Annotated in this window: 19 protein-coding genes and 1 pseudogene; 7 read left to right on the forward strand and 13 right to left on the reverse strand. The window is 37.0% G+C overall.

Annotated elements, in window-relative coordinates; translation table 11 throughout:
• Positions 1 to 55: 55 nt before the first annotated feature.
• From GPS65_RS17205 to GPS65_RS17225, 5 genes are all read right to left on the reverse strand, one after another.
• Positions 56 to 505: a GyrI-like domain-containing protein gene (locus GPS65_RS17205; protein ID WP_144481843.1), complete on the reverse strand. Its 450-nt coding sequence runs from the start codon at positions 503 to 505 to the stop codon at positions 56 to 58.
• 706 nt (positions 506 to 1,211) lie between these two features.
• The gene (locus tag GPS65_RS17210) at positions 1,212 to 1,349 is read right to left on the reverse strand and encodes a hypothetical protein (RefSeq protein ID WP_012009633.1); all 138 of its coding nucleotides are present in this window, start codon (positions 1,347 to 1,349) and stop codon (positions 1,212 to 1,214) included.
• Positions 1,339 to 2,472: a Rap family tetratricopeptide repeat protein gene (locus tag GPS65_RS17215; RefSeq protein WP_119124721.1), complete on the reverse strand. Its 1,134-nt coding sequence runs from the start codon at positions 2,470 to 2,472 to the stop codon at positions 1,339 to 1,341. The genes GPS65_RS17210 and GPS65_RS17215 overlap by 11 nt, the downstream gene beginning before the upstream one ends.
• A gap of 129 nt (positions 2,473 to 2,601) precedes the next feature.
• Positions 2,602 to 3,021 carry a GNAT family N-acetyltransferase gene (locus GPS65_RS17220; protein WP_119124720.1) on the reverse strand — a complete coding sequence of 140 codons (420 nt, stop codon included), beginning with the start codon at positions 3,019 to 3,021 and terminating at the stop codon, positions 2,602 to 2,604.
• 41 nt (positions 3,022 to 3,062) lie between these two features.
• On the reverse strand, positions 3,063 to 4,217 hold the full coding sequence (locus GPS65_RS17225) for an MFS transporter (protein ID WP_119124719.1): 1,155 nt from the start codon (positions 4,215 to 4,217) through the stop codon (positions 3,063 to 3,065).
• Between the two features lie 127 nt (positions 4,218 to 4,344).
• Here GPS65_RS17225 and GPS65_RS17230 point away from each other — a divergent pair, with 127 nt between their 5' ends.
• The 4 genes from GPS65_RS17230 (at position 4,345) to GPS65_RS17245 (ending at position 7,515) form a co-directional block, all read left to right on the forward strand.
• On the forward strand, positions 4,345 to 5,241 hold the full coding sequence (locus GPS65_RS17230) for a LysR family transcriptional regulator (protein WP_119124718.1): 897 nt from the start codon (positions 4,345 to 4,347) through the stop codon (positions 5,239 to 5,241).
• A gap of 9 nt (positions 5,242 to 5,250) precedes the next feature.
• On the forward strand, positions 5,251 to 5,814 hold the full coding sequence (locus GPS65_RS17235) for a GNAT family N-acetyltransferase (RefSeq protein WP_119124717.1): 564 nt from the start codon (positions 5,251 to 5,253) through the stop codon (positions 5,812 to 5,814).
• 103 nt (positions 5,815 to 5,917) lie between these two features.
• Positions 5,918 to 6,616 (forward strand): cysteate racemase, encoded by a 699-nt coding sequence (gene cuyB, locus GPS65_RS17240; protein ID WP_119124716.1) that lies wholly within the window; start codon positions 5,918 to 5,920, stop codon positions 6,614 to 6,616.
• A gap of 23 nt (positions 6,617 to 6,639) precedes the next feature.
• Entirely contained in the window at positions 6,640 to 7,515 is an 876-nt protein-coding gene (locus GPS65_RS17245; RefSeq protein WP_012009626.1) for a LysR family transcriptional regulator, read from the forward strand.
• Positions 7,516 to 7,746: 231 nt separating this feature from the next.
• On the opposite strand, the gene GPS65_RS17250 is transcribed toward GPS65_RS17245, so the two are convergent.
• The 8 genes and pseudogenes from GPS65_RS17250 to GPS65_RS17285 form a co-directional block, all read right to left on the reverse strand.
• Positions 7,747 to 8,574, reverse strand: coding sequence for an SMI1/KNR4 family protein (locus GPS65_RS17250; protein WP_119124715.1), 828 nt, complete (start codon positions 8,572 to 8,574; stop codon positions 7,747 to 7,749).
• A gap of 343 nt (positions 8,575 to 8,917) precedes the next feature.
• Entirely contained in the window at positions 8,918 to 9,217 is a 300-nt protein-coding gene (locus GPS65_RS17255) for a contact-dependent growth inhibition system immunity protein (RefSeq protein ID WP_119125685.1), read from the reverse strand.
• A 60-nt stretch (positions 9,218 to 9,277) separates the two neighbouring features.
• Positions 9,278 to 9,733, reverse strand: coding sequence for a hypothetical protein (locus tag GPS65_RS17260; RefSeq protein WP_119124714.1), 456 nt, complete (start codon positions 9,731 to 9,733; stop codon positions 9,278 to 9,280).
• A gap of 14 nt (positions 9,734 to 9,747) precedes the next feature.
• Positions 9,748 to 11,334, reverse strand: coding sequence for a T7SS effector LXG polymorphic toxin (locus GPS65_RS17265; RefSeq protein ID WP_260859059.1), 1,587 nt, complete (start codon positions 11,332 to 11,334; stop codon positions 9,748 to 9,750).
• A 483-nt stretch (positions 11,335 to 11,817) separates the two neighbouring features.
• Complete coding sequence (locus tag GPS65_RS17270; protein WP_119124712.1) at positions 11,818 to 12,018, reverse strand: RapH phosphatase inhibitor; 201 nt, start codon at positions 12,016 to 12,018, stop codon at positions 11,818 to 11,820.
• Complete coding sequence (locus GPS65_RS17275; protein ID WP_119124711.1) at positions 12,008 to 13,126, reverse strand: tetratricopeptide repeat protein; 1,119 nt, start codon at positions 13,124 to 13,126, stop codon at positions 12,008 to 12,010. The genes GPS65_RS17270 and GPS65_RS17275 overlap by 11 nt, the downstream gene beginning before the upstream one ends.
• A 206-nt stretch (positions 13,127 to 13,332) precedes the next feature.
• Positions 13,333 to 13,995 (reverse strand): type A chloramphenicol O-acetyltransferase, encoded by a 663-nt coding sequence (gene catA, locus GPS65_RS17280; RefSeq protein ID WP_119124710.1) that lies wholly within the window; start codon positions 13,993 to 13,995, stop codon positions 13,333 to 13,335.
• An 86-nt stretch (positions 13,996 to 14,081) separates the two neighbouring features.
• Positions 14,082 to 14,909 (reverse strand): annotated as a pseudogene (locus GPS65_RS17285) (sialate O-acetylesterase).
• Positions 14,910 to 15,112: 203 nt separating this feature from the next.
• Here GPS65_RS17285 and GPS65_RS17290 point away from each other — a divergent pair.
• The 3 genes from GPS65_RS17290 (at position 15,113) to GPS65_RS17300 (ending at position 16,826) form a co-directional block, all read left to right on the forward strand.
• A complete protein-coding gene (locus GPS65_RS17290) occupies positions 15,113 to 15,493 on the forward strand; it encodes a stress protein (protein WP_238389111.1) in 381 nt (126 codons plus the stop codon).
• A 125-nt stretch (positions 15,494 to 15,618) separates the two neighbouring features.
• Positions 15,619 to 15,807: a hypothetical protein gene (locus GPS65_RS17295; protein ID WP_012009619.1), complete on the forward strand. Its 189-nt coding sequence runs from the start codon at positions 15,619 to 15,621 to the stop codon at positions 15,805 to 15,807.
• Between the two features lie 623 nt (positions 15,808 to 16,430).
• Entirely contained in the window at positions 16,431 to 16,826 is a 396-nt protein-coding gene (locus GPS65_RS17300; RefSeq protein WP_088003161.1) for a hypothetical protein, read from the forward strand.
• Positions 16,827 to 17,686 lie beyond the last annotated feature (860 nt).

A 17,686-nucleotide genomic window follows, 5' to 3' on the forward strand; every position in this document is an offset into this window, starting at 1 on the left:
AGTATAGCATTGAAAGCAAAATGATTTAAGAATATAAATCTGTTAGGTAGAGTGTTTAAAAAATAGGTAGTAAGAACTCACACATGCCTTCTTCTTCTCTATACCTCTCCATAATAGATGCCGGACGCATGTTCAATTGATTGTTTTGGATCATTTGAGGCAATTGGCTCCAAAACAAATTCACTTTTTCGGTTGTATGTGTCACTGTAAACACAGCATACTTTCCCCCTTCAACATGTCCAGTCTGCGCCATTTGATCTTTTGAGAAATCTCTATTTGTCATCAACATAAGGTCGTATCTGCATTTTTCTGGTGGAATTTTTCCAGGATCATCTTGAGGAACACCATATATACCATATTCCTTTAATTCATCATTTAATTGATGTTGATTGATCCATTGTTTAAATCTCTTCATCATCTCTACATTTTCTTTGCTACCATATGGTCCTTTATTCCTCATATACACGATCTTCATGTTGCTTACGATTTCAATTTTGTAATTCATGATTTCCCTCCAACTCTTATTGGAAGATTGGCCAACCATTCCTTACATCCAACGGTAACATCCTTTAAAATATAATACAGCAGGATATTAAAAATAATTGAATTCTGTTGGAAAAAGATTCACAGGAATTGCGATTTGAAAATAAAAAAGAACGTTCTTTAGCCGCTCACTTGTTTATTGATTTTCCTTAGAAGATTTAGCAAAGAGAAGGGTGACAATCAAATAGATAATTGTTCCGAAAAAAAGACCATTTAACAAGCTGATAAACAACATTTTACAAACCAGGCCAACATAATAAGACACTGGCGTCCCTGGAAACACAGCCATATTGAACAGACTAATCATAAAGGTTAAAGCAAAAAATATAATGAAAATCTTTCGAAATACTGTTGATTTTAACATTGTCATTTCACTTCTCACTTCCTCCTCAGTATGTTTTCTATGGAAAAAATATTCTTTGTTCATAGCGTATATTCCGTTTTATATTAAAAAGCCCTTAAAGGGCTTTCAGCGTGTAGACAAACCCTCGCATTCGTTGTCAGTCCTGCGCTCCGGTGCTCACGAATGTCAAATTCGCTCCGCTCCGATGCTCGTCCTTCCTAGACTTCAAAGGTTTTCTATCACGCTGAAAAGAAGACAAAGAGCTAAAATCAAGATCATTTTAGCCCTTTGTCAACAATCTAAAAGCCCTTAAAGGGCTTTTTACTTAAGCAGTATAACCAATACTTGCAGTATGACCTCTCCTAGCTTCATCATGACTTGCTGTCACTTCAGACGTAAAATAACCAACAACACTTATGACACTAATCATCACGAATACTACTGATAACGTTTTAAATTTCATACTGACAGTCCCCCCGCTTTACTTGAGTTTGGAAATAAAGAATCTTTTCATAGAAATGCATCGCATTGTCTTTATCTCCCATTTCATTATAATATTTTGCAGCATCTTTTGCTAAATCTTCAAGGTCAGGATACATTGACTTTACTTCTAACAATTCCATTATTTTTTCCAACTGCTCAAAATTGTTGTCAATGTATAGGGATCTTAAAAACTTGAATATCAATAAAAGAACATGATCTTTCAGCTTTTCAGATAGTTCTATGCCGTTATTTAAAGCGTATGTACCTAAATCCTGTTCTTTCTTTTTGAAGTAGGCTTTTGACAACATAATGAGCGGATCTAAGATTCTATTTAAATGCTCGTATCCCTGCTCTTTAAATGCTCGAATTGAATCATTAAAGTGAGTAATCGCTTGTGCTAATTCTTTGTTATGAAAATAACTCAACCCTAAATTATAAAGTGCTGATCCTTTTAATCGTTTTGTTGAGTTATCGGCGGCTTTTTCTAGTGCGTGTTGAAAATGGGGTATCGCTTTTTCGGGGCAGCCCATATCAATATAGTTTAATCCAATCACAAAAGAACATTGAATTTCTCTCACTGTGTATGTATCTTTTTCTCGGTAACATTCTATCGCCTGTGCGATATGGTGCATCGACATGTGGGTTTGTTTCATGTGGTAATAGATTTCTGCCATCTTGTAATTAAACTCGGCACGTTCAATATCATCGCTGACAAGAGACAGCTTTTTTTCTGCCCGCTTATAAAAAGTAATCGCATTTAGGTATTCATAGTTTTCAAATTCGTACATGCCGTAGAAAAAATTGAAATAATACTCGAGCAATCCTGTTAATTTCTCTTGTTCCCTTTTGATCTTCATTGCGAGTTCCCTAAAGTTCGCCCGCTCTTTCCCATTTTCTAAAGGATTCAAGTAATCAAGCATTAATTTATGTCTGAATTCCATGAGTGAGAAATACAATAATAAATCTTGATTTTCTTCCATATGATCAAGCATTGATTTGATTTCCTCTTTATATGCTTCGGCGTCCGGTACGTTAAATCGTTGAATATGATAATACCATTCATTGATTTTCAAGCCGACGTGAGAAGAAAGCACTTTCTCCATCAGACCTTACCCCTTCCTCTATTTTCCCTATAATGACATATATTATCATTTTATAAGCCGTTCGACACCGAAAAGAAACCGCAAAAAGGCCCTATAAAGGACCGTGTGAATGATAATATAAAATGACTTCTATTCATAAATAAGCACCCAGTATTTTGCCCCAGGTTCTCCTTCTTCTACAACAGCCTTCCAGCCTCTTTTTTGATAAAAAGACAAAGCATTGCGATTGTCAGAGACACATTTGAGGGTGACCGGTGTTCCCAAAACTTTTATAGCTTGTTTGAGTAGCAGATCGCCAGCCCCTTGACCAGCAGCTTCTGGATGTACAAACAAAAGATGAATAAAACGATCTGGTACATAGAGCGAGATGAATCCGAGGATTTTGTTGTTTTCCTCAGCTAAGAAAATTTGCTCTTCCTGCGTATCCTGATCAAAGTCATGTAAATCCATATCTTCTGCCTTCACCCAATGAAAGCTTTGACGACGAGACGCTAAATAAATTTCTCTTAATTGTGGATAGTCAACCGTTTTTGCTTCTCGAATGAGCAATAGAATTCCCCCGTTTTAATTGAAATGTGAAGCTGCATGATTCAACTCGATACTTCTTCCTCTTTTCTACCTAGTTTCATGGATAACTGAACGCTAATCATCAGCATGACGATGACAAGCATTGCCACAATAGAAGCATAAAAATGTCCGCTTAGATCGAAAACTAAACCAATGATAAACGGACCGAATCCTCCCATGATATACCCTCCCATCTGCGACATGGCAGACCAAGTTCCGGCTTCCTCTGGAGTATCTGTCTCTATAATCGGTAGCATAAGCGCTAAAGGAAATAACCCTCCGGCACCCATACCTAGGAAAATGACAGCTGGCAAGATCGGCATCGGCAGAAGAAGTAAGATAAGACCAATCAGCTCAGACAGACTGCATAAGATGAGAAATAATTTCGGTTTTCCTAATCGAGTAACGACCGCTGGAACGAGAAGTGCCACCGGAATCTGAATGAGTGTAAATATGGTCAGCAGCATAGCAGCATATTGCGGACTGTTTCCGAAACTAAGAGCAATCGGTGAAATCCATGCCGTCAAAGAATAAAACATGCTAGACATAAAGCCAAAAAACAAGGTGAATTGTATCGCCTTTTTGTTTCGCAGTGGCAATTTTAGTGGCATGGTAACAAGGTCACTCTGCTCATTTTTGCGAGCAATACCTACCCAGAGAATAAGCGCGATCACCCCTAGAATAGCCCAGCAGGACAATGCAAACGGAAGATGGTGACTGCGTAGATAAATTGGAATGGTAAAACCGGAAGCAAGTGCTGCACCTATTGTCATCGAAATCGAATAAACACTGACGATACCAGGATTTCTCGGGAAATACTTTTTAATAAAACTAGACAATAATGGGCCAGCGAAGCTAATCCCTACCCCTCCTGCAAATGCAGTCGTGAGCAGGATAGCGACCGATTGGCTTGTACCCCGAAGCGCTGTGGCGATCGTGATGAGAAGAATCGAGAAAAAAAGCGTTCTCTCTAGACCAAATCGCCGGCTGAGTGTCGTCGCAACGGGAGCAAATACCCCCATACAAAGCACAGGCAAAGTGGTTAAAAGACTTGCTGTCAGTGCGTTCACACCAAGCTCTGATTGGATCATACTCATCATAGAAGCCACGGACGTAATGATTGGGCGCAAGTTTAATGCAGCTAAAAATAAAGCGGTTAAGTAAAATATTTTTTTCATCAATGCACTTCTTCCTCTCTCAACTTGTTGAAGTTACTTTGAGTATAAATCCGCCGCTTTCATTGATCAATACAATAATTCGTATTATGATGATAGTAAAAAACTATTGTTAATGAAAGGATGACAAATGGATACTCGGCATATTACATATTTCATGGCTGTATTCGATCATTTACATTTCACAAAAGCTGCTGAGCAATTAGGAATATCACAGCCTACATTAAGCCAGCAGATTCGGCTGCTTGAAGCAGAAGTTGGGATGCCGCTCTTTGACCGAATCGGCAAAAAAGTCGTCGCTACCGAAGCGGGTTCTCTGCTATATCAATATGGGATGAAAATGCTTCAAGCTGAAAGAGATGCAAAAAATGCGATGAAAGAACTATTATCTGAAAAACGGGGAAACGTTCGACTTGCAGTCCTCCCCTCCGATCTTGACTTTCAGCTTGTTCCGCTTTTTGTAGAATTTAAAACACTTTATCCTGAAACCAACCTGAAAGCATATTCAACGATCTTCGTTCGTGAAGAAGTCTTGTCGCATAAGGTAGATCTCGGCATCGGGCTACGAGGGCCTACTGATAAGCGTCTCATTCAAATTCCACTTGGAAGTGAGCCCTACGAATTATTTGCTCATTCAGAAAGTGAATTAGCCCAAAAAAGTGAAGTGACATTGGAAGAGCTGACGCAGCATGCTTTGGTCATGTATCCGAAGGGATATCTAGGAAGAGATTTAGTAGAAGACGTATGTAAAGAACAGGGTGTTGAACTGGACACTGTTATGGAAGTTGGGTCCGCATCTTCATTATTGCAGCTGGTTGAAGCCGGCATCGGTGCAACCATTCAGCCGCGAGGATTGCTGCAACAACAGGCGACGTGGCCAAATATTGTGTCGATTCCTATTGCTGATCCGGCACCTGTTCGTCACTTGGAATTAACTTATTATGCAGATCGATTTGTTAGCAAAGCACAGCAGCAGCTATCTGAATGGCTAATAGACTTTTTTAAATCAAAAACAAATGAAAAATGAGGGTGAAATATGAAGAATGCAAACAGCGTATTTATAAGAACAAACCGGATAGTGATTCGCCAATTTGAACTACAAGATATTGAAGCATTTTATCAGTATCGAGCAAACCCCTCTATTGCAATATATCAATCTTGGGAAAACTATACGTACGAACAAGCTGAATCATTTGTTCAGCAACAAATGACGCAAACACCTGATCAACCAGGGACATGGTTTCAATACGCCATTGCCTTATCTGAATCCAATCAGCTGATAGGAGATTGCGTTATTCATACACTTGACAGTGAGCCTAGAATTGTTGAAATCGGATTTACACTCGCACCTGAATTTCAAGGAAAGGGCTATATTCACGAAGCCTTGAGTTCATTGATCGAATATATTTTCACTACACTGAACAAGCATAAAATCATTGCTTTTACTGATGTGCGCAATGAAAAATCTATTCGAGTGCTGGAACGTTTAGACATGAGACGCGAAGGACATTTGCTTCAAAATTATATGTCGAAGGGACATTGGGTCGACGAATATCAATATGCAATTCTTCAATCAGAGTGGGCCGCTAAGCGCCATTAAAAGACGCTTTTGATCAACCTTCTATATACAGATAGAACTTTTCTATAACGCTCACCATGCTTTCTTTTTTTATAATAGAAAAAAAAGAAATGTGGTGGCTTATATGTCTACAACGATTGGAATCATGGGCGGAATGGGCCCTTTAGCAACGATTGATCTGATGAAAAAAATCATTTCTCATACTCCAGCGATAAAAGATCAGGATCATCTTCATGTGATTGCAGATAATTATCCGCAAATCCCTGATAGAACCAATGCCATATTTGGGAAAGGCGAAGATCCTACAGAATATATGATTGCATCAGCTAAAAGATTAGAACGCGCAGGAGCGGACTTTATTCTGATTGCATGCAATACCGCTCACTTCTTTTTAGAAAACGTACAACAATCCACTCATATCCCTATTATGAATATGCCATTAGAAACCGCAAAGCACCTGAACAAACATCACTATACATCTGTGGGCTTACTATGTACTGATGGCACATTAAAAACCAAGCTCTACCAAAAGGCTTGTGCTCATCACAAGATTGACGTCATGACCCCAAGTGAAGAGCTTCAGAAAAATGTCATGAATGGGATATATGCAGTGAAAGCTGGGAAATTCAGTAAAGGCGAAAGTGAACTGGCATTAGCTTCAGAAATTTTAATCAATCAAGGAGCCGAAGCCATCATTGCCGGCTGTACAGAAATCCCTTTAGTTCTAAGATCAACCAAAGCTGTGAAAGTGATTGACCCAACTGTCATTTTGGCGAAAGAAGCTGTAAAATTAGTGTATGAGCTTGAAAAGCTAAACATTTAAAGAACGTCATATAAGGGGATAACATGAATATTGAGAATATAGAAGCGTTTATTTATGTATGCCAGCTAGGCAGTATCAATAAAGCTGCAGAAGCACTGTATTTAACTCAGCCTTCTGTTTCGGCACGTATTCAATCGTTAGAAAAGGAATTAGACCTGAAATTATTTGATAGACAGAGAAATAAACTATCTCTGACCGAAAAAGGTGAACAGTTTTACCCGCATGCCAAAAAGATTCTCCATTCTTATCAAGAAGCAAAGCATAGTCTCAAACAAACGATGATCCCTTATGAATTGACAATTGGATGCGCATCCTCTATATCCAATAATCTTTTGCCCAACATATTGCCCGCCCTAAAAGAAAAATACGAAAACCTGAAAGTGAAAATTGTCACAGGGCATTCAAAGGATGTTGTCCAAAAAGTGATTAACAACCAAGTAGACTTTGGCATTGTCAGGACTGAAACACATCCTCAAATTGAATCGATTCCTATTTTCAGCGATCCGATTGGGCTGTTCGTCCCAACTTATCATCCGCTTGCCAGCCTTGACAATATCAATATGAAAGAACTAGAAGAACAGCCTTTTATTTTCTTTGACTACGGGTCATTTGATTGGTTGATGCTTCACCGATTATTTCAAAAAAACAACATCACACCGAACATTTCCATTGAGGTTGATCATATGGAAACCGCAAAAAATTTAGTGCTACAAGGAATGGGGCTATCGTTTCTACCTCATCATTGTGTTAGAAATGAAGTAGAACAAGGAACATTAAAACAAATTTCAATCGATCCATCCATCCATTTCAATATCAATATCGAGTTCATTTATAAAAAAGGAAAATCAAAATCCGTTTTCATTGATCAACTCAAACAGTTTTTTCATGAATTAAATTAAAAAAGCCCTTTTCAGGGGCTTTTCAGATTGTTGACAAAGGGCTAAAATGATCTTCCCTTTGTCTTCTTTTCAGCGTGATAGAAAACCTTTGAAGTCTAGGAAGGGCGAGCACTGGCGCGGAGCGAATTTGACATTCGTGAGCACCGGAGCGCAGACCTGACACCGAATGCGAGGGTTTGTCTACACACTGAAAAGCCCTTTTCAGGGGCTTTTCTTTTTCTTCTTTCACTATCATTTTTTACCTGGATGAATGTCTTCTCCAAAAAAAGCGGTATTAGGTTCACCACTATTTTCTAGAAACTCCCCTATTTCTTTCAGCACTTGATTGATACGATCATTCCTTGGCATATCTGGATTTAATAAAAGGATGGAGTGAACAGTAGTAGCCGCTTCATACAAAACATGTTGATCTTTTATCTGTTGAATGCTTTGTTTCATACGATTGAAAAACCATTCGATCTCTTCTGTTTCTTCCATCGGATAATGTGCCATTTTGAAGAGATTCTGCTGACGAAGATCCTGCCTCTCAAAAATGTGTTCAAGCTCTTCTTTACTGACATATAAATCAGAATCTTCCTCCTCAGTCTCTACTACTTCAACCATCGCATCTTCAGCTGTATATAACTTCTCAATAAAATCATCGAAACTATCTGCCAGCTTAAAATCTACTTCCATCTCTAAATCAAAATAGTGAATAGGAGGATGTTCTTTCGTTTCTCGATAATCCATTGCGATCCATGTATCTTCTTCTCCGCTGATGATAATAAGTCCCTCGGGCAGCTCCAATTCATCACTTAACGGAGCGCTATTCATAATTCCATCATCTTTGGCGATTCCTCTTAGATGGTCGAATTGAATATGATCCTCTGCCCATGAATTCGGCCGTTCGGTTGGAAAAGCATTACGAACTGTAAAACCACCATTCCATTCTAAAATGAGTTTTTTGTATGTATCAGGTAAAGTGACACCAAGTGTTTCCTCTGCTTCACGAATTTGTTCCTCTTCTATCTTTTTTAACGTAAAAGGACTCTCTTCTTCTTTCTCCCAGAATGATTTCAAAGTGGGTGCCTCCTCGTATCTATTGAGATAAGTATAACATTGACCAACTATTCACTTACCATTTTAAAACCTCAAATTACAACCCTGTTCAATCCCTTCCTCCAATAAAGAATTTATCAGTAGATATAAAAAAGACCTAGCTGGAGTTCCAGCCAAGTACAAGGCACTTAAGTGCTCAATGCCAGCATCCGCCGGTTATTCCTTCTGGACAAAATATTCACGTTCGATTTATTTATCTATATCACACGATGATCCACACAGAAAAAAATCTTCTTTTTCGCGGTTTGTTGACCAATAGACACAAAAAACCTTGAAAGGCATTGGCCAATCAAGGTTCATTTTGTTACTTTATCTTCACTGCTTCTTTCATTTCCTCTATTATTTTATTAAACCACTGTAAAGGGTTTAATGAGATCGCCGGAAAGTAGATTTCTGCATTATTTTCGATAAAGTTTTCTTTTTCCTGTATTGTTAAAGTACTATTCAAAAAATCCTGACAATCCTTTATAGTAGACAGCAGACATTCTTTGCTAGCTTCATGAATAAACTCATCAATCGCTTCTTCTGGTGAATCGATATCCTGATGAAATGTGCCACCTAAAAAATCTTCTAACTCTTCTAAATAACTGTAACTCTCATTCATTTTATCATCCTTCATATTATCCAACATAATTAAATTCTCCATTTTAATATCAACTTTAACTTAAATTTGGCATTTTCCAATATGAAGTTCAAAATGTTTTTCTTCTGAATATATTTGAGCGATTTTACCTGTTACTTTATCTGCTACAATTACGTTGTGATTCTCTGAAAATAGCCAAATCTCTTCAATTGCCTTATCAAAATCTAGAGCTTTTACATTAGCCCAAACAGGAAAAGGGTCATTTACTACTAAAATAAACCATTCTTTTTTCTCTTTCAGAAAATCTAAAGAATTTTTTAACCAATCCATAACAGATTCACTGTCTGTAATTGTTAAAATGTCGGAAGGCGTGGAATTTATTTGACGAAATTGCTTTAGTACTGCTTCACATAATTTCAGCCATTGAGAAGAATCATCTTCAAAATCAATTACTTCAAGATTTGCTAATTGATTTATTTTCTTCTTAGCATTCATTAAAGCTATTTTCTTCTGTATTTTTTCATTTTGATATACCATATTTTCATGCCCCGCTATTCATTGTAATAGATATGATGATCACCATTTGGTCCATAAATATTTGAATATCTCTCTTTTTTAAAATCATAATTAAATGGATTGGCACCCTCTTTTGGTTTCCCTGCATGAGTGTGTAATTTTCCGTCATTAGTATGCTGTACTATAACTCTTTTTCCTTTTGGGGTATCAAATTCATAGTATCGCCCATGGTGAGTTTGGTTAGAACTGTACTCATAATTACTATGTTCTTGCCCCTTCTTAAAAACATTATCTCCTACTTGCCATTGACGAGTAGGCTGTTGCGATCTAGGTATCCCACCTAAATCTTTTGCATACCGCAATGCCCTTTTTCGATTAAATCCTTCTGGACTTTGAGGTTTTACCCCCATCTTCCCATGAAACCCTTTCGCCCCAAACGGTAAAAGCATTCCCAGCGCTGCGTTCATACTCGCTTCCTGTTGTTCTTTCGAGATCTTATTCCCAAACATGTCTCTACCTGTAATTGCTTCGCTGAAGCCGTTTGTAGCAGTGAGTCCATATAAGCCTTTTTGCGATGTTTTTAAGGCGTCAAAGGATTTTTGCGATGTCTTGTAAATGTCGACCGCTTTGACTGCGGCTGAGGTGGCTTGGGTCGTTTTATAGACAGCTTTTCCGCCTTTGAAAATGCGGCCTGCCCAGCCGACGATTGGGATGTAGCCTGCGGCTGCCATGCCGCCTGCCGCGACTCGCTGTCCTGCCGTGAGCTCTTCACCTGTGATTGGATCAACGCCTGTTGCGGCACGTTTTGCATCGTTCACGCCGGTCAGTTCATTCACGATGTTTCCACCATAATCGAGAGCTTTTTCATACCAAGGGCGGTTGGCGAGTGCTTCTTGTTCCTTTGCGATTTCGCGGGCTTCTTCCTGTTCTTTTTTGATTTTCAGATATTCAGAAGTTTGCTTCTCAATATCGCTCTTTGCCTTGTAGATTTCGCTATTTTGATACGCTTTCTTGTCAAAATTCATAGGCGAAATCGCTTTTCCGTCATTTGTCGCATTCATCATTTCAGCGTACAATGCCATTGTAGCTTGCTGTTCCGTCTCTGACAAAGCATATTCATCTTTTAAATTTTGATCAAGCTCTCTTAGTTCTTTGACCGTCTTTTTTCGTTCATCTTCCGCATCTTCTATTTTTTCATCAAAGGTTTGGCTATCAAATACCTCTAGGGAAATGAGGTCATCAATGTCTTGAAAAATCGTTTTGAGTGTCTTTTTTTGATCCTTTACAATGCTTTTGGCATTCTTGATGCCCATATGTACTGCGTTGTCTAAAAAGTGTTCCTCTATAAAGGTATCGCCGCCAAAACTCGTATCATCCAGTGTCCCAGAAACACCTTCATGAAAGGCTTTTTGCTTATCGATAAAGTTGATAAACATGTCTACATTTCCGGCGAGCTCTTTATAAAAGCTTTTAATGTTATCGGCACCTTTCCCAGTGAAGTCGTCACCGAGGTTGGCAACACCTTGTAATGCCTTTTTTAAATCTACCATTTGTTCGCGGAGTTCCTGATAGTGTTTTGCCCTTGTGTCCATGGCACTTGTTAGTGCTTTTGCATCAAGTATTTTCCATCAGAAGAAGTCACTCCTTCCTATTCATTTACAAGGTCAATTTTACCAACAGAGGATTTGTCATGAAATAGGAGTAAAGACACAAAAACAAGACCCAGAGTACTAGAGTTTTAGGTTACTTGTTTTTTAATAAGTAATATCTAGCTCTTCCTAAAAACACTCAAAACAATTTTGATAGATAAAAGGCCATCCCAATCAAAAGAAACAGAACTTTCGTTGTCGTAAAAACAAAAAAACTTGCTAGAGATAAAGACTTCAACGATGATTCGACTGGACTTAAACCAGTGCCTCCTCCCCTGTCAAGGTGAATGACCATAACTAAAGTGAACGTAAGTTCTTTGAAAAAGACTAATTTAATAAGGTTCTATGATGAGCCTTTCTATTAAAAAATGTGAATTTTTGAAGAAAACTGAAAGGGTTGATCCTCAATCCGTCCCCATAAAAAAACAGACCATGCAGGGTCTGTTTTAATTTTGCTTATACGTTTTGAGGTGTTGTGTTTCGGTCTATCGTAGTCGTGTTTCGATCTATTTTTTGTGGAACAAAAGTTGTATTTCTATTCGACTCCTCCATTGTTGTATTTCTATTTGATGCTGGTTTAATTAAGCTAGATGCTTCATATACACCTGCACCTAGAAGGATAATAGAGGTTATAACAACCATTTTTTTAACACTCATAAAGACACTCTCCTTTTTGAATATTATGTTGGGCTTGAAATGCCTTCCTGTAATATTCTGTTGCTTTCTCAAACTTTCCTCTTTTTTCATGAATAACTGCAAGGTTTTTAGTGAATTCTTCTACGAAAACAAACAACTGCTTTTTTTCAAATGTCTGAAGCATAGCTTGAATCTCTTCCTCATCATTACTTTCATATGTTGTTCTTATAGATCGTATTAATAAAATCTCGTGTGGGTTCTCATTATGAGAGACGAGTTTCAAAGCTTTATCCACTAATTTGGATGCTTCATCATATTCTCCTGTCTTATATAGAGCCCAACAAAGATTAACATATATGACCGATTTTACATCGTCCATACCATCTTCTGATATTTCAAGGGACTCTTGATAGTATTGGATAGCCTTTGCATAATCTTGTTTTTTTTCATAATTGTTTCCTATATTTAAAAGTACCTTGGAAATCAACCTATTATCCGCTATTTCTTCAGCGATGGAATAGGCTTTATTCAGATGTATTAATGATTTTTCATACTGCTTAAAATCATCATAATTTCCTGCTATTACAAATAGGCATTGAACTTTTCTGATCTTGTATAACTCGTACTGATCGTAAATTTCAAGCGCCTTTATGATGTGATGCATAGAAACATGCGTTTGTTTCATAATATAGTAGGCTTCAGCCACCTTGAAGTGGAACTCCGCTTGCTCAATATCATCGACAACCAGTGCAAGCTGCCTTTCAGCGATCTTGTAATATTGAATAGCCTGTACATATTCTTTCTTACTAAATTCATGCATTCCCTTAAAAAAAGCATTGTAATATTGCAACATACCGGAAAGTTGATGATTAGAATTCTCAATTTTATCAACCAAATCAGAAACAGAAGGCGATCGTTTTTCTGATGGTTTGATATAATCAAGCATAAGCTGGTGACGAAAACACATCAATTGATAATAAATGAGTAAATCCTGATCTTCTTCCATCCGTTCAATTTCTTGTTCTACCTCAGCTTTCAAAATCTCTGCATCAGGTACACTGAATTGTCGAATCATTTTATACCATTCATTGATTTTCACACCTACATGTGAAGAAAGAACTTTCTCCATCCCTTATTCCCCTTCCACTGAACTCCCTTATATGACATTTATTATCACATACAAGAATTTACAAAGCACCGAAAAGATACCGCAAAAAGAACAAATATAGCCTCAGTAAACCTTTGGAACATTTTCATTCTCATCACAAAACAAAAAGGCAGACTCATTTCAGTCTGCCTTCATCTTCTAGATTTCCATGAGCATACCTTTTGTCTTCAGGTAATTGGCATTGAATCATTTAACCACTCGTCACAATGTTCAATAAGCCACCTCAAATATTCCACATATTGACCAACGTGATAGCCATCACAAACAGCATGGTGTACTTGAATCGCAACGGGCAAAATGATTTTCCCTTCTTCCACTTTAAATTTACCTATCGTAAATATTGGCAGTAAATAAGCTTCATCTGTAGATACATTAAGGTTAAAAGAAGTAAAATCTATCCACGGTAGACTTGAAATATTGAACATGTTTTCTGGCATATGAGATTTCGGAAACAGCTTGCTGCTTTTGCTAAATGTTTCAATGTCGGCTACACAGCTTTTATAAAACTGAGCAAAGTTTTCATCATAAGGCGTCCAAATACTTGAAAACGTCTTTGTTTCTTTATTTAGAATCGTATAACTAGGATGGAGAATTTCCCAGTAACCCAGTTCATCGTTCACTTGATCCATCCGAAATTCAGGAATTTGCTGCACAGCTCTTGCTAACAAATAAATTTGCACAGGATATACTTTTAGCTTTTTTTCTTTTAATCTTGCATGCAATTTCGTGATGTCGAGATTGATCACCAGGCTATATGAGCATCGGGTTAACGTCATATAATGATGAAAGTGCTCTTTTCGCGGGTAATTTTCGTCTATTTGTTTAAACATTTTTATCTCCTCCTGAATGTGATTTCTTGTATTCAGGAGGAAACTTTATCTGTTTTCACCACCACAATCATCCTTTCGATCTTTGCCTACGATAAAGACTGCAACAACTCTTCGTAAGTTATCTTGCCCAACGTGAATTTTTCTAGTGCTATATATGTATTCTCCGCTGAGGTATTCATTCTATTATGACAATCATGCACTAGCTCATGTTCATTTGGTAATGGTTCATGTATATGTTCTTTTTTTCGACATGCTTCATAGTATCTTATACCAATTCTCTGGGACATCGCACTGATGTGAATTCCATCCGGATTAGGTATAAGACCTTTCGCAGTAACATAATAACAATTTTCATGATCATGTGCATATTTTTGTAGTTCCTCATTAATCAGTTGATATTCCACACATCCTGCGCCAAATGCTGTCTTTCCTAAGAAATCGCCCAAACCACCTATCACAAGCGGAATGTTAGGGACAGATCATTCAGTTCTTAGTTCATGAAATAATCTTCGTATTTTTTCATCGTATTCTTTGTATTTCCCATCTTGACTGTCACTTTCTCCTTGTTGCCATAATATCCCGACCAATTAGCTATCTTCCTTTGCAAATGTAGCTTCATTTATTGCATGACGAAATAATGCCTCATCTCGTGACCACTCATCAATGGAACTGCCACCTTCGGCACATGGAATAAGACCAATTTTTTCTCCCTCATGATCCTTACACCAAGTCTCCGCGAAGGAAGCCGCCAGTCCTACTCCAGCTACTGGCCTATCAAAGTGAATCGGTTCAGTCATCATTTGCCATCTACCATTTCGCAGCATCATGATTCTTTCATTATAAATTGGCGGCACTTCATGTTTGAAGCCTCGCCCCGCCATATTTGATTGTCCAATTAGTAAAAATGACTTCATATCTTTCTCCTCCACTAAATATTTTATCAAATATATATTTACCTGAACGTAATCATTTTACCCTTCCTTTGTTTTTCATATTTGTCTACTTTTGTCGAAAGGATAGTAAATAGGAATTCCTTAGTGTAATATCCTTATGCATCTATCAATCAGGAGGATCTACTACGAAAAAATGTTTTGTATTATTTTTTACATGTTTATTATTGTTAACGGCTTGTAGCAGTGCAGCATCTACTAAAAAACAGCTTAACACAGACAATGTGATTGAAGCTTTCAAAAGTGCTGGGCTTGAAGCAGAAAAACCAACTGATCTTGAACAAAAAGAGTTTGGAAATATAAGAGAAGAAGGAAAAAGGATTCTCATTCCTTCTTTAGGTGAAAATGCTGGTGGAAGGATTTTTAAATTTGGAAATGAAACTGATCTTAAGCAAGCAAAATCTTATTATGATGAGTTGGGCAATGCTGGATCTATGTTTTTCTCTCACACATATTCAAAAGGGAACTTCTTATTACAAATGAATGGGGAAATGAAAGATTCTGAATTTGAAAAATATAAGAAAGTGATGGATAAGGAAATAGATTAGTCTAATTTTACTTCTTTAATTTTTAAAAAGAAGGATTCCGATGGTCCCTATTTCAAATGGCGGCAAACAATTATAATGAACTAAAACATATCTAAATGGTGAAGCAACGAGGAGGTACTTGATTAGTGACACAGGAAAATAAGGCACCAAAAAGTTTATTAATTACTTTACCCGCCGCTATTATCGCTATTGTATTGATTTTAGGAAAAATTGATACACCTGTAACAAACATTTTATTTTATGTAGTAGCTTTTGGTGTAATTGGTTTAACTGTTTCAAGCTTAATAAAAGACTACAAAAAAAAGAAAGATTGATGACTTTCGAAGGTGTAGCTATGAAAAACAGGATAATGAGTCCTTCAATAGCAGAAATAAGGTTACCAAAATACGGTTTTATGATCTTAACCACACTATGAAACTATTGTATTGTTAAATGGCTCACCTGTCGTATCTTAAATTGACCACACTGAAAAAATACAGTGTGGTTTTTCATTTCACTAATGTTTTCTTTTGTTTTAGAAATACAACAAAAGCCACTCTTGACTATCTCAAGAATGGCTCTGTATCAACATCTTTTCATACGATTCCGTCTGGGTTCGACCCAGCGATCTCTCCCCGTCAAGGTGAATGACCTTATCCGAAACTTCCAGATGTTCTCTTGAAAATTTAATAAGATTCTATGCTAAGCCTTTCTAATAAAAAATGTGCACTTCTGAAGAAAACTGAAAGTTGCAAAACAAAAAATTGAACAACCTATTTTAAAGGAAGAATTTAATTGTTTTTCTAAACTAATCTCTCCCATCTTAGGGAATGAAATATAAATTCTTTATGATATAATTCAATATCAGTTTAAAAAAGCCTTTGTTGAACTTTAACAAACGATCCGGATTACTTCACAAGAAGCTTTTATAAAACGTATTTTTAGGAGGTTAACATTAGTGAACAGCTCCCCCAATGAATTGAAACTTACCATTCCAACAGGATGTGACAATGCTCCCAGGAAGCAAATAATCATTGATTTTACAGTGGCTATATTAACACGGCAGAATGAAGTAATTAATGAATATGCGGATGAATCTATTATATGGTTTCAGTTAAAGGATAATACAAAGCTTGAAGGACGAAATGCCTTAAACTCCACTTTGTACAAAGAGGACAGAGAAATCGTTAGCGCCCTTGAAATTTACCAAGTAATCACACACGGAAAATTTGCTTCAATAAATGGTGTAATGTTATTAGCGAATGGTTTAAAAATTGATTTCTGCGATGTCTATATTTTTAGTAGTGCTGCAAAATCTGGAAAGATAAAGGAAATCAAATCATATAGGATTTAAACGGTACTGGTCCATTTATTAAATGACTCAAAAGGCGTTGCGTACAAATTTGATACGTTTTTCAGATATAATAAGTGTAAAAACACCCTAACAAAAAGTAAGGGTGTTTTTTAGCGAGGTATTTATTATTTATAGTTTTTTTGTCCTCCATAAGTAACTCCATTAGACTCAGACATATTACAAACACTTCGGCATGGCCAGAGTTGATAACATCCTCCAAATTTAAAGCCCAAAATGGTGTCTACATAAATCCTTGTTATGTATGTTTTTAATTGGTGCTATTTAATAATATGTTAGCAATTTTACTTCTTCGATGTGACTAATTAACAAAACAAAAAAACCCTTGCTAGGCAAAGGTTTGAACGATGATTCTCACTGGGTTCGAACCAGCGATCTCTCCCCGTCAAGGTGAATGACCTTCTCCGAAACTTCCAGATGTTCTCTTAAAAAGACTGATTTAATAAGATTCTATGATGAGCCCTTCCGATAAAAAATGTGCATTTCCGAATAAAACTGAAAGGGTTCGTCCCCATAAAAAAACAGACCCTGCATGGTCTGATTTAATTTTGCCTATACGTTTTGAGTTGTGTTTCTAATATCTTTTGATCAGCAGCCGTAGTCTTCAAATCGACCTTGTTTCCCATACTCATCTGCATATACTATTTAGCATGCTTCAGCATAAGCGAAACGCTGTTTCTGCTCTAAATACTGAAAGACCTAGGGCAACTGCTTCTCATTTAAATTAATAAAATAAATCGGTTTATACCATTTTAACAAGTAGAAATATCTCATCCTTATTTTAATATTGGCTTACGTTAAACTTGTGAAAAAAACAAATTCATGTATAATACAATTGATGT

The organism is Bacillus pumilus (assembly GCF_009937765.1).
GTDB classification, from domain to species: Bacteria; Bacillota; Bacilli; order Bacillales; family Bacillaceae; genus Bacillus; species Bacillus pumilus_O.

Coding starts and splice junctions, on each gene's coding strand:
- GPS65_RS17205 (WP_144481843.1), bottom strand. CDS start 505: ATGAATTACAAAATTGAAATCGTAAGCAACATGAAGATCGTGTATATG.
- GPS65_RS17230 (WP_119124718.1), top strand. CDS start 4,345: ATGGATACTCGGCATATTACATATTTCATGGCTGTATTCGATCATTTA.
- GPS65_RS17245 (WP_012009626.1), top strand. CDS start 6,640: ATGAATATTGAGAATATAGAAGCGTTTATTTATGTATGCCAGCTAGGC.
- GPS65_RS17215 (WP_119124721.1), bottom strand. CDS start 2,472: ATGGAGAAAGTGCTTTCTTCTCACGTCGGCTTGAAAATCAATGAATGG.
- GPS65_RS17210 (WP_012009633.1), bottom strand. CDS start 1,349: ATGAAATTTAAAACGTTATCAGTAGTATTCGTGATGATTAGTGTCATA.
- catA (WP_119124710.1), bottom strand. CDS start 13,995: ATGTTTAAACAAATAGACGAAAATTACCCGCGAAAAGAGCACTTTCAT.
- GPS65_RS17270 (WP_119124712.1), bottom strand. CDS start 12,018: ATGAGTGTTAAAAAAATGGTTGTTATAACCTCTATTATCCTTCTAGGT.
- GPS65_RS17235 (WP_119124717.1), top strand. CDS start 5,251: ATGAAGAATGCAAACAGCGTATTTATAAGAACAAACCGGATAGTGATT.
- GPS65_RS17260 (WP_119124714.1), bottom strand. CDS start 9,733: ATGGTATATCAAAATGAAAAAATACAGAAGAAAATAGCTTTAATGAAT.
- GPS65_RS17255 (WP_119125685.1), bottom strand. CDS start 9,217: ATGAATGAGAGTTACAGTTATTTAGAAGAGTTAGAAGATTTTTTAGGT.
- GPS65_RS17275 (WP_119124711.1), bottom strand. CDS start 13,126: ATGGAGAAAGTTCTTTCTTCACATGTAGGTGTGAAAATCAATGAATGG.
- GPS65_RS17225 (WP_119124719.1), bottom strand. CDS start 4,217: ATGAAAAAAATATTTTACTTAACCGCTTTATTTTTAGCTGCATTAAAC.
- cuyB (WP_119124716.1), top strand. CDS start 5,918: ATGTCTACAACGATTGGAATCATGGGCGGAATGGGCCCTTTAGCAACG.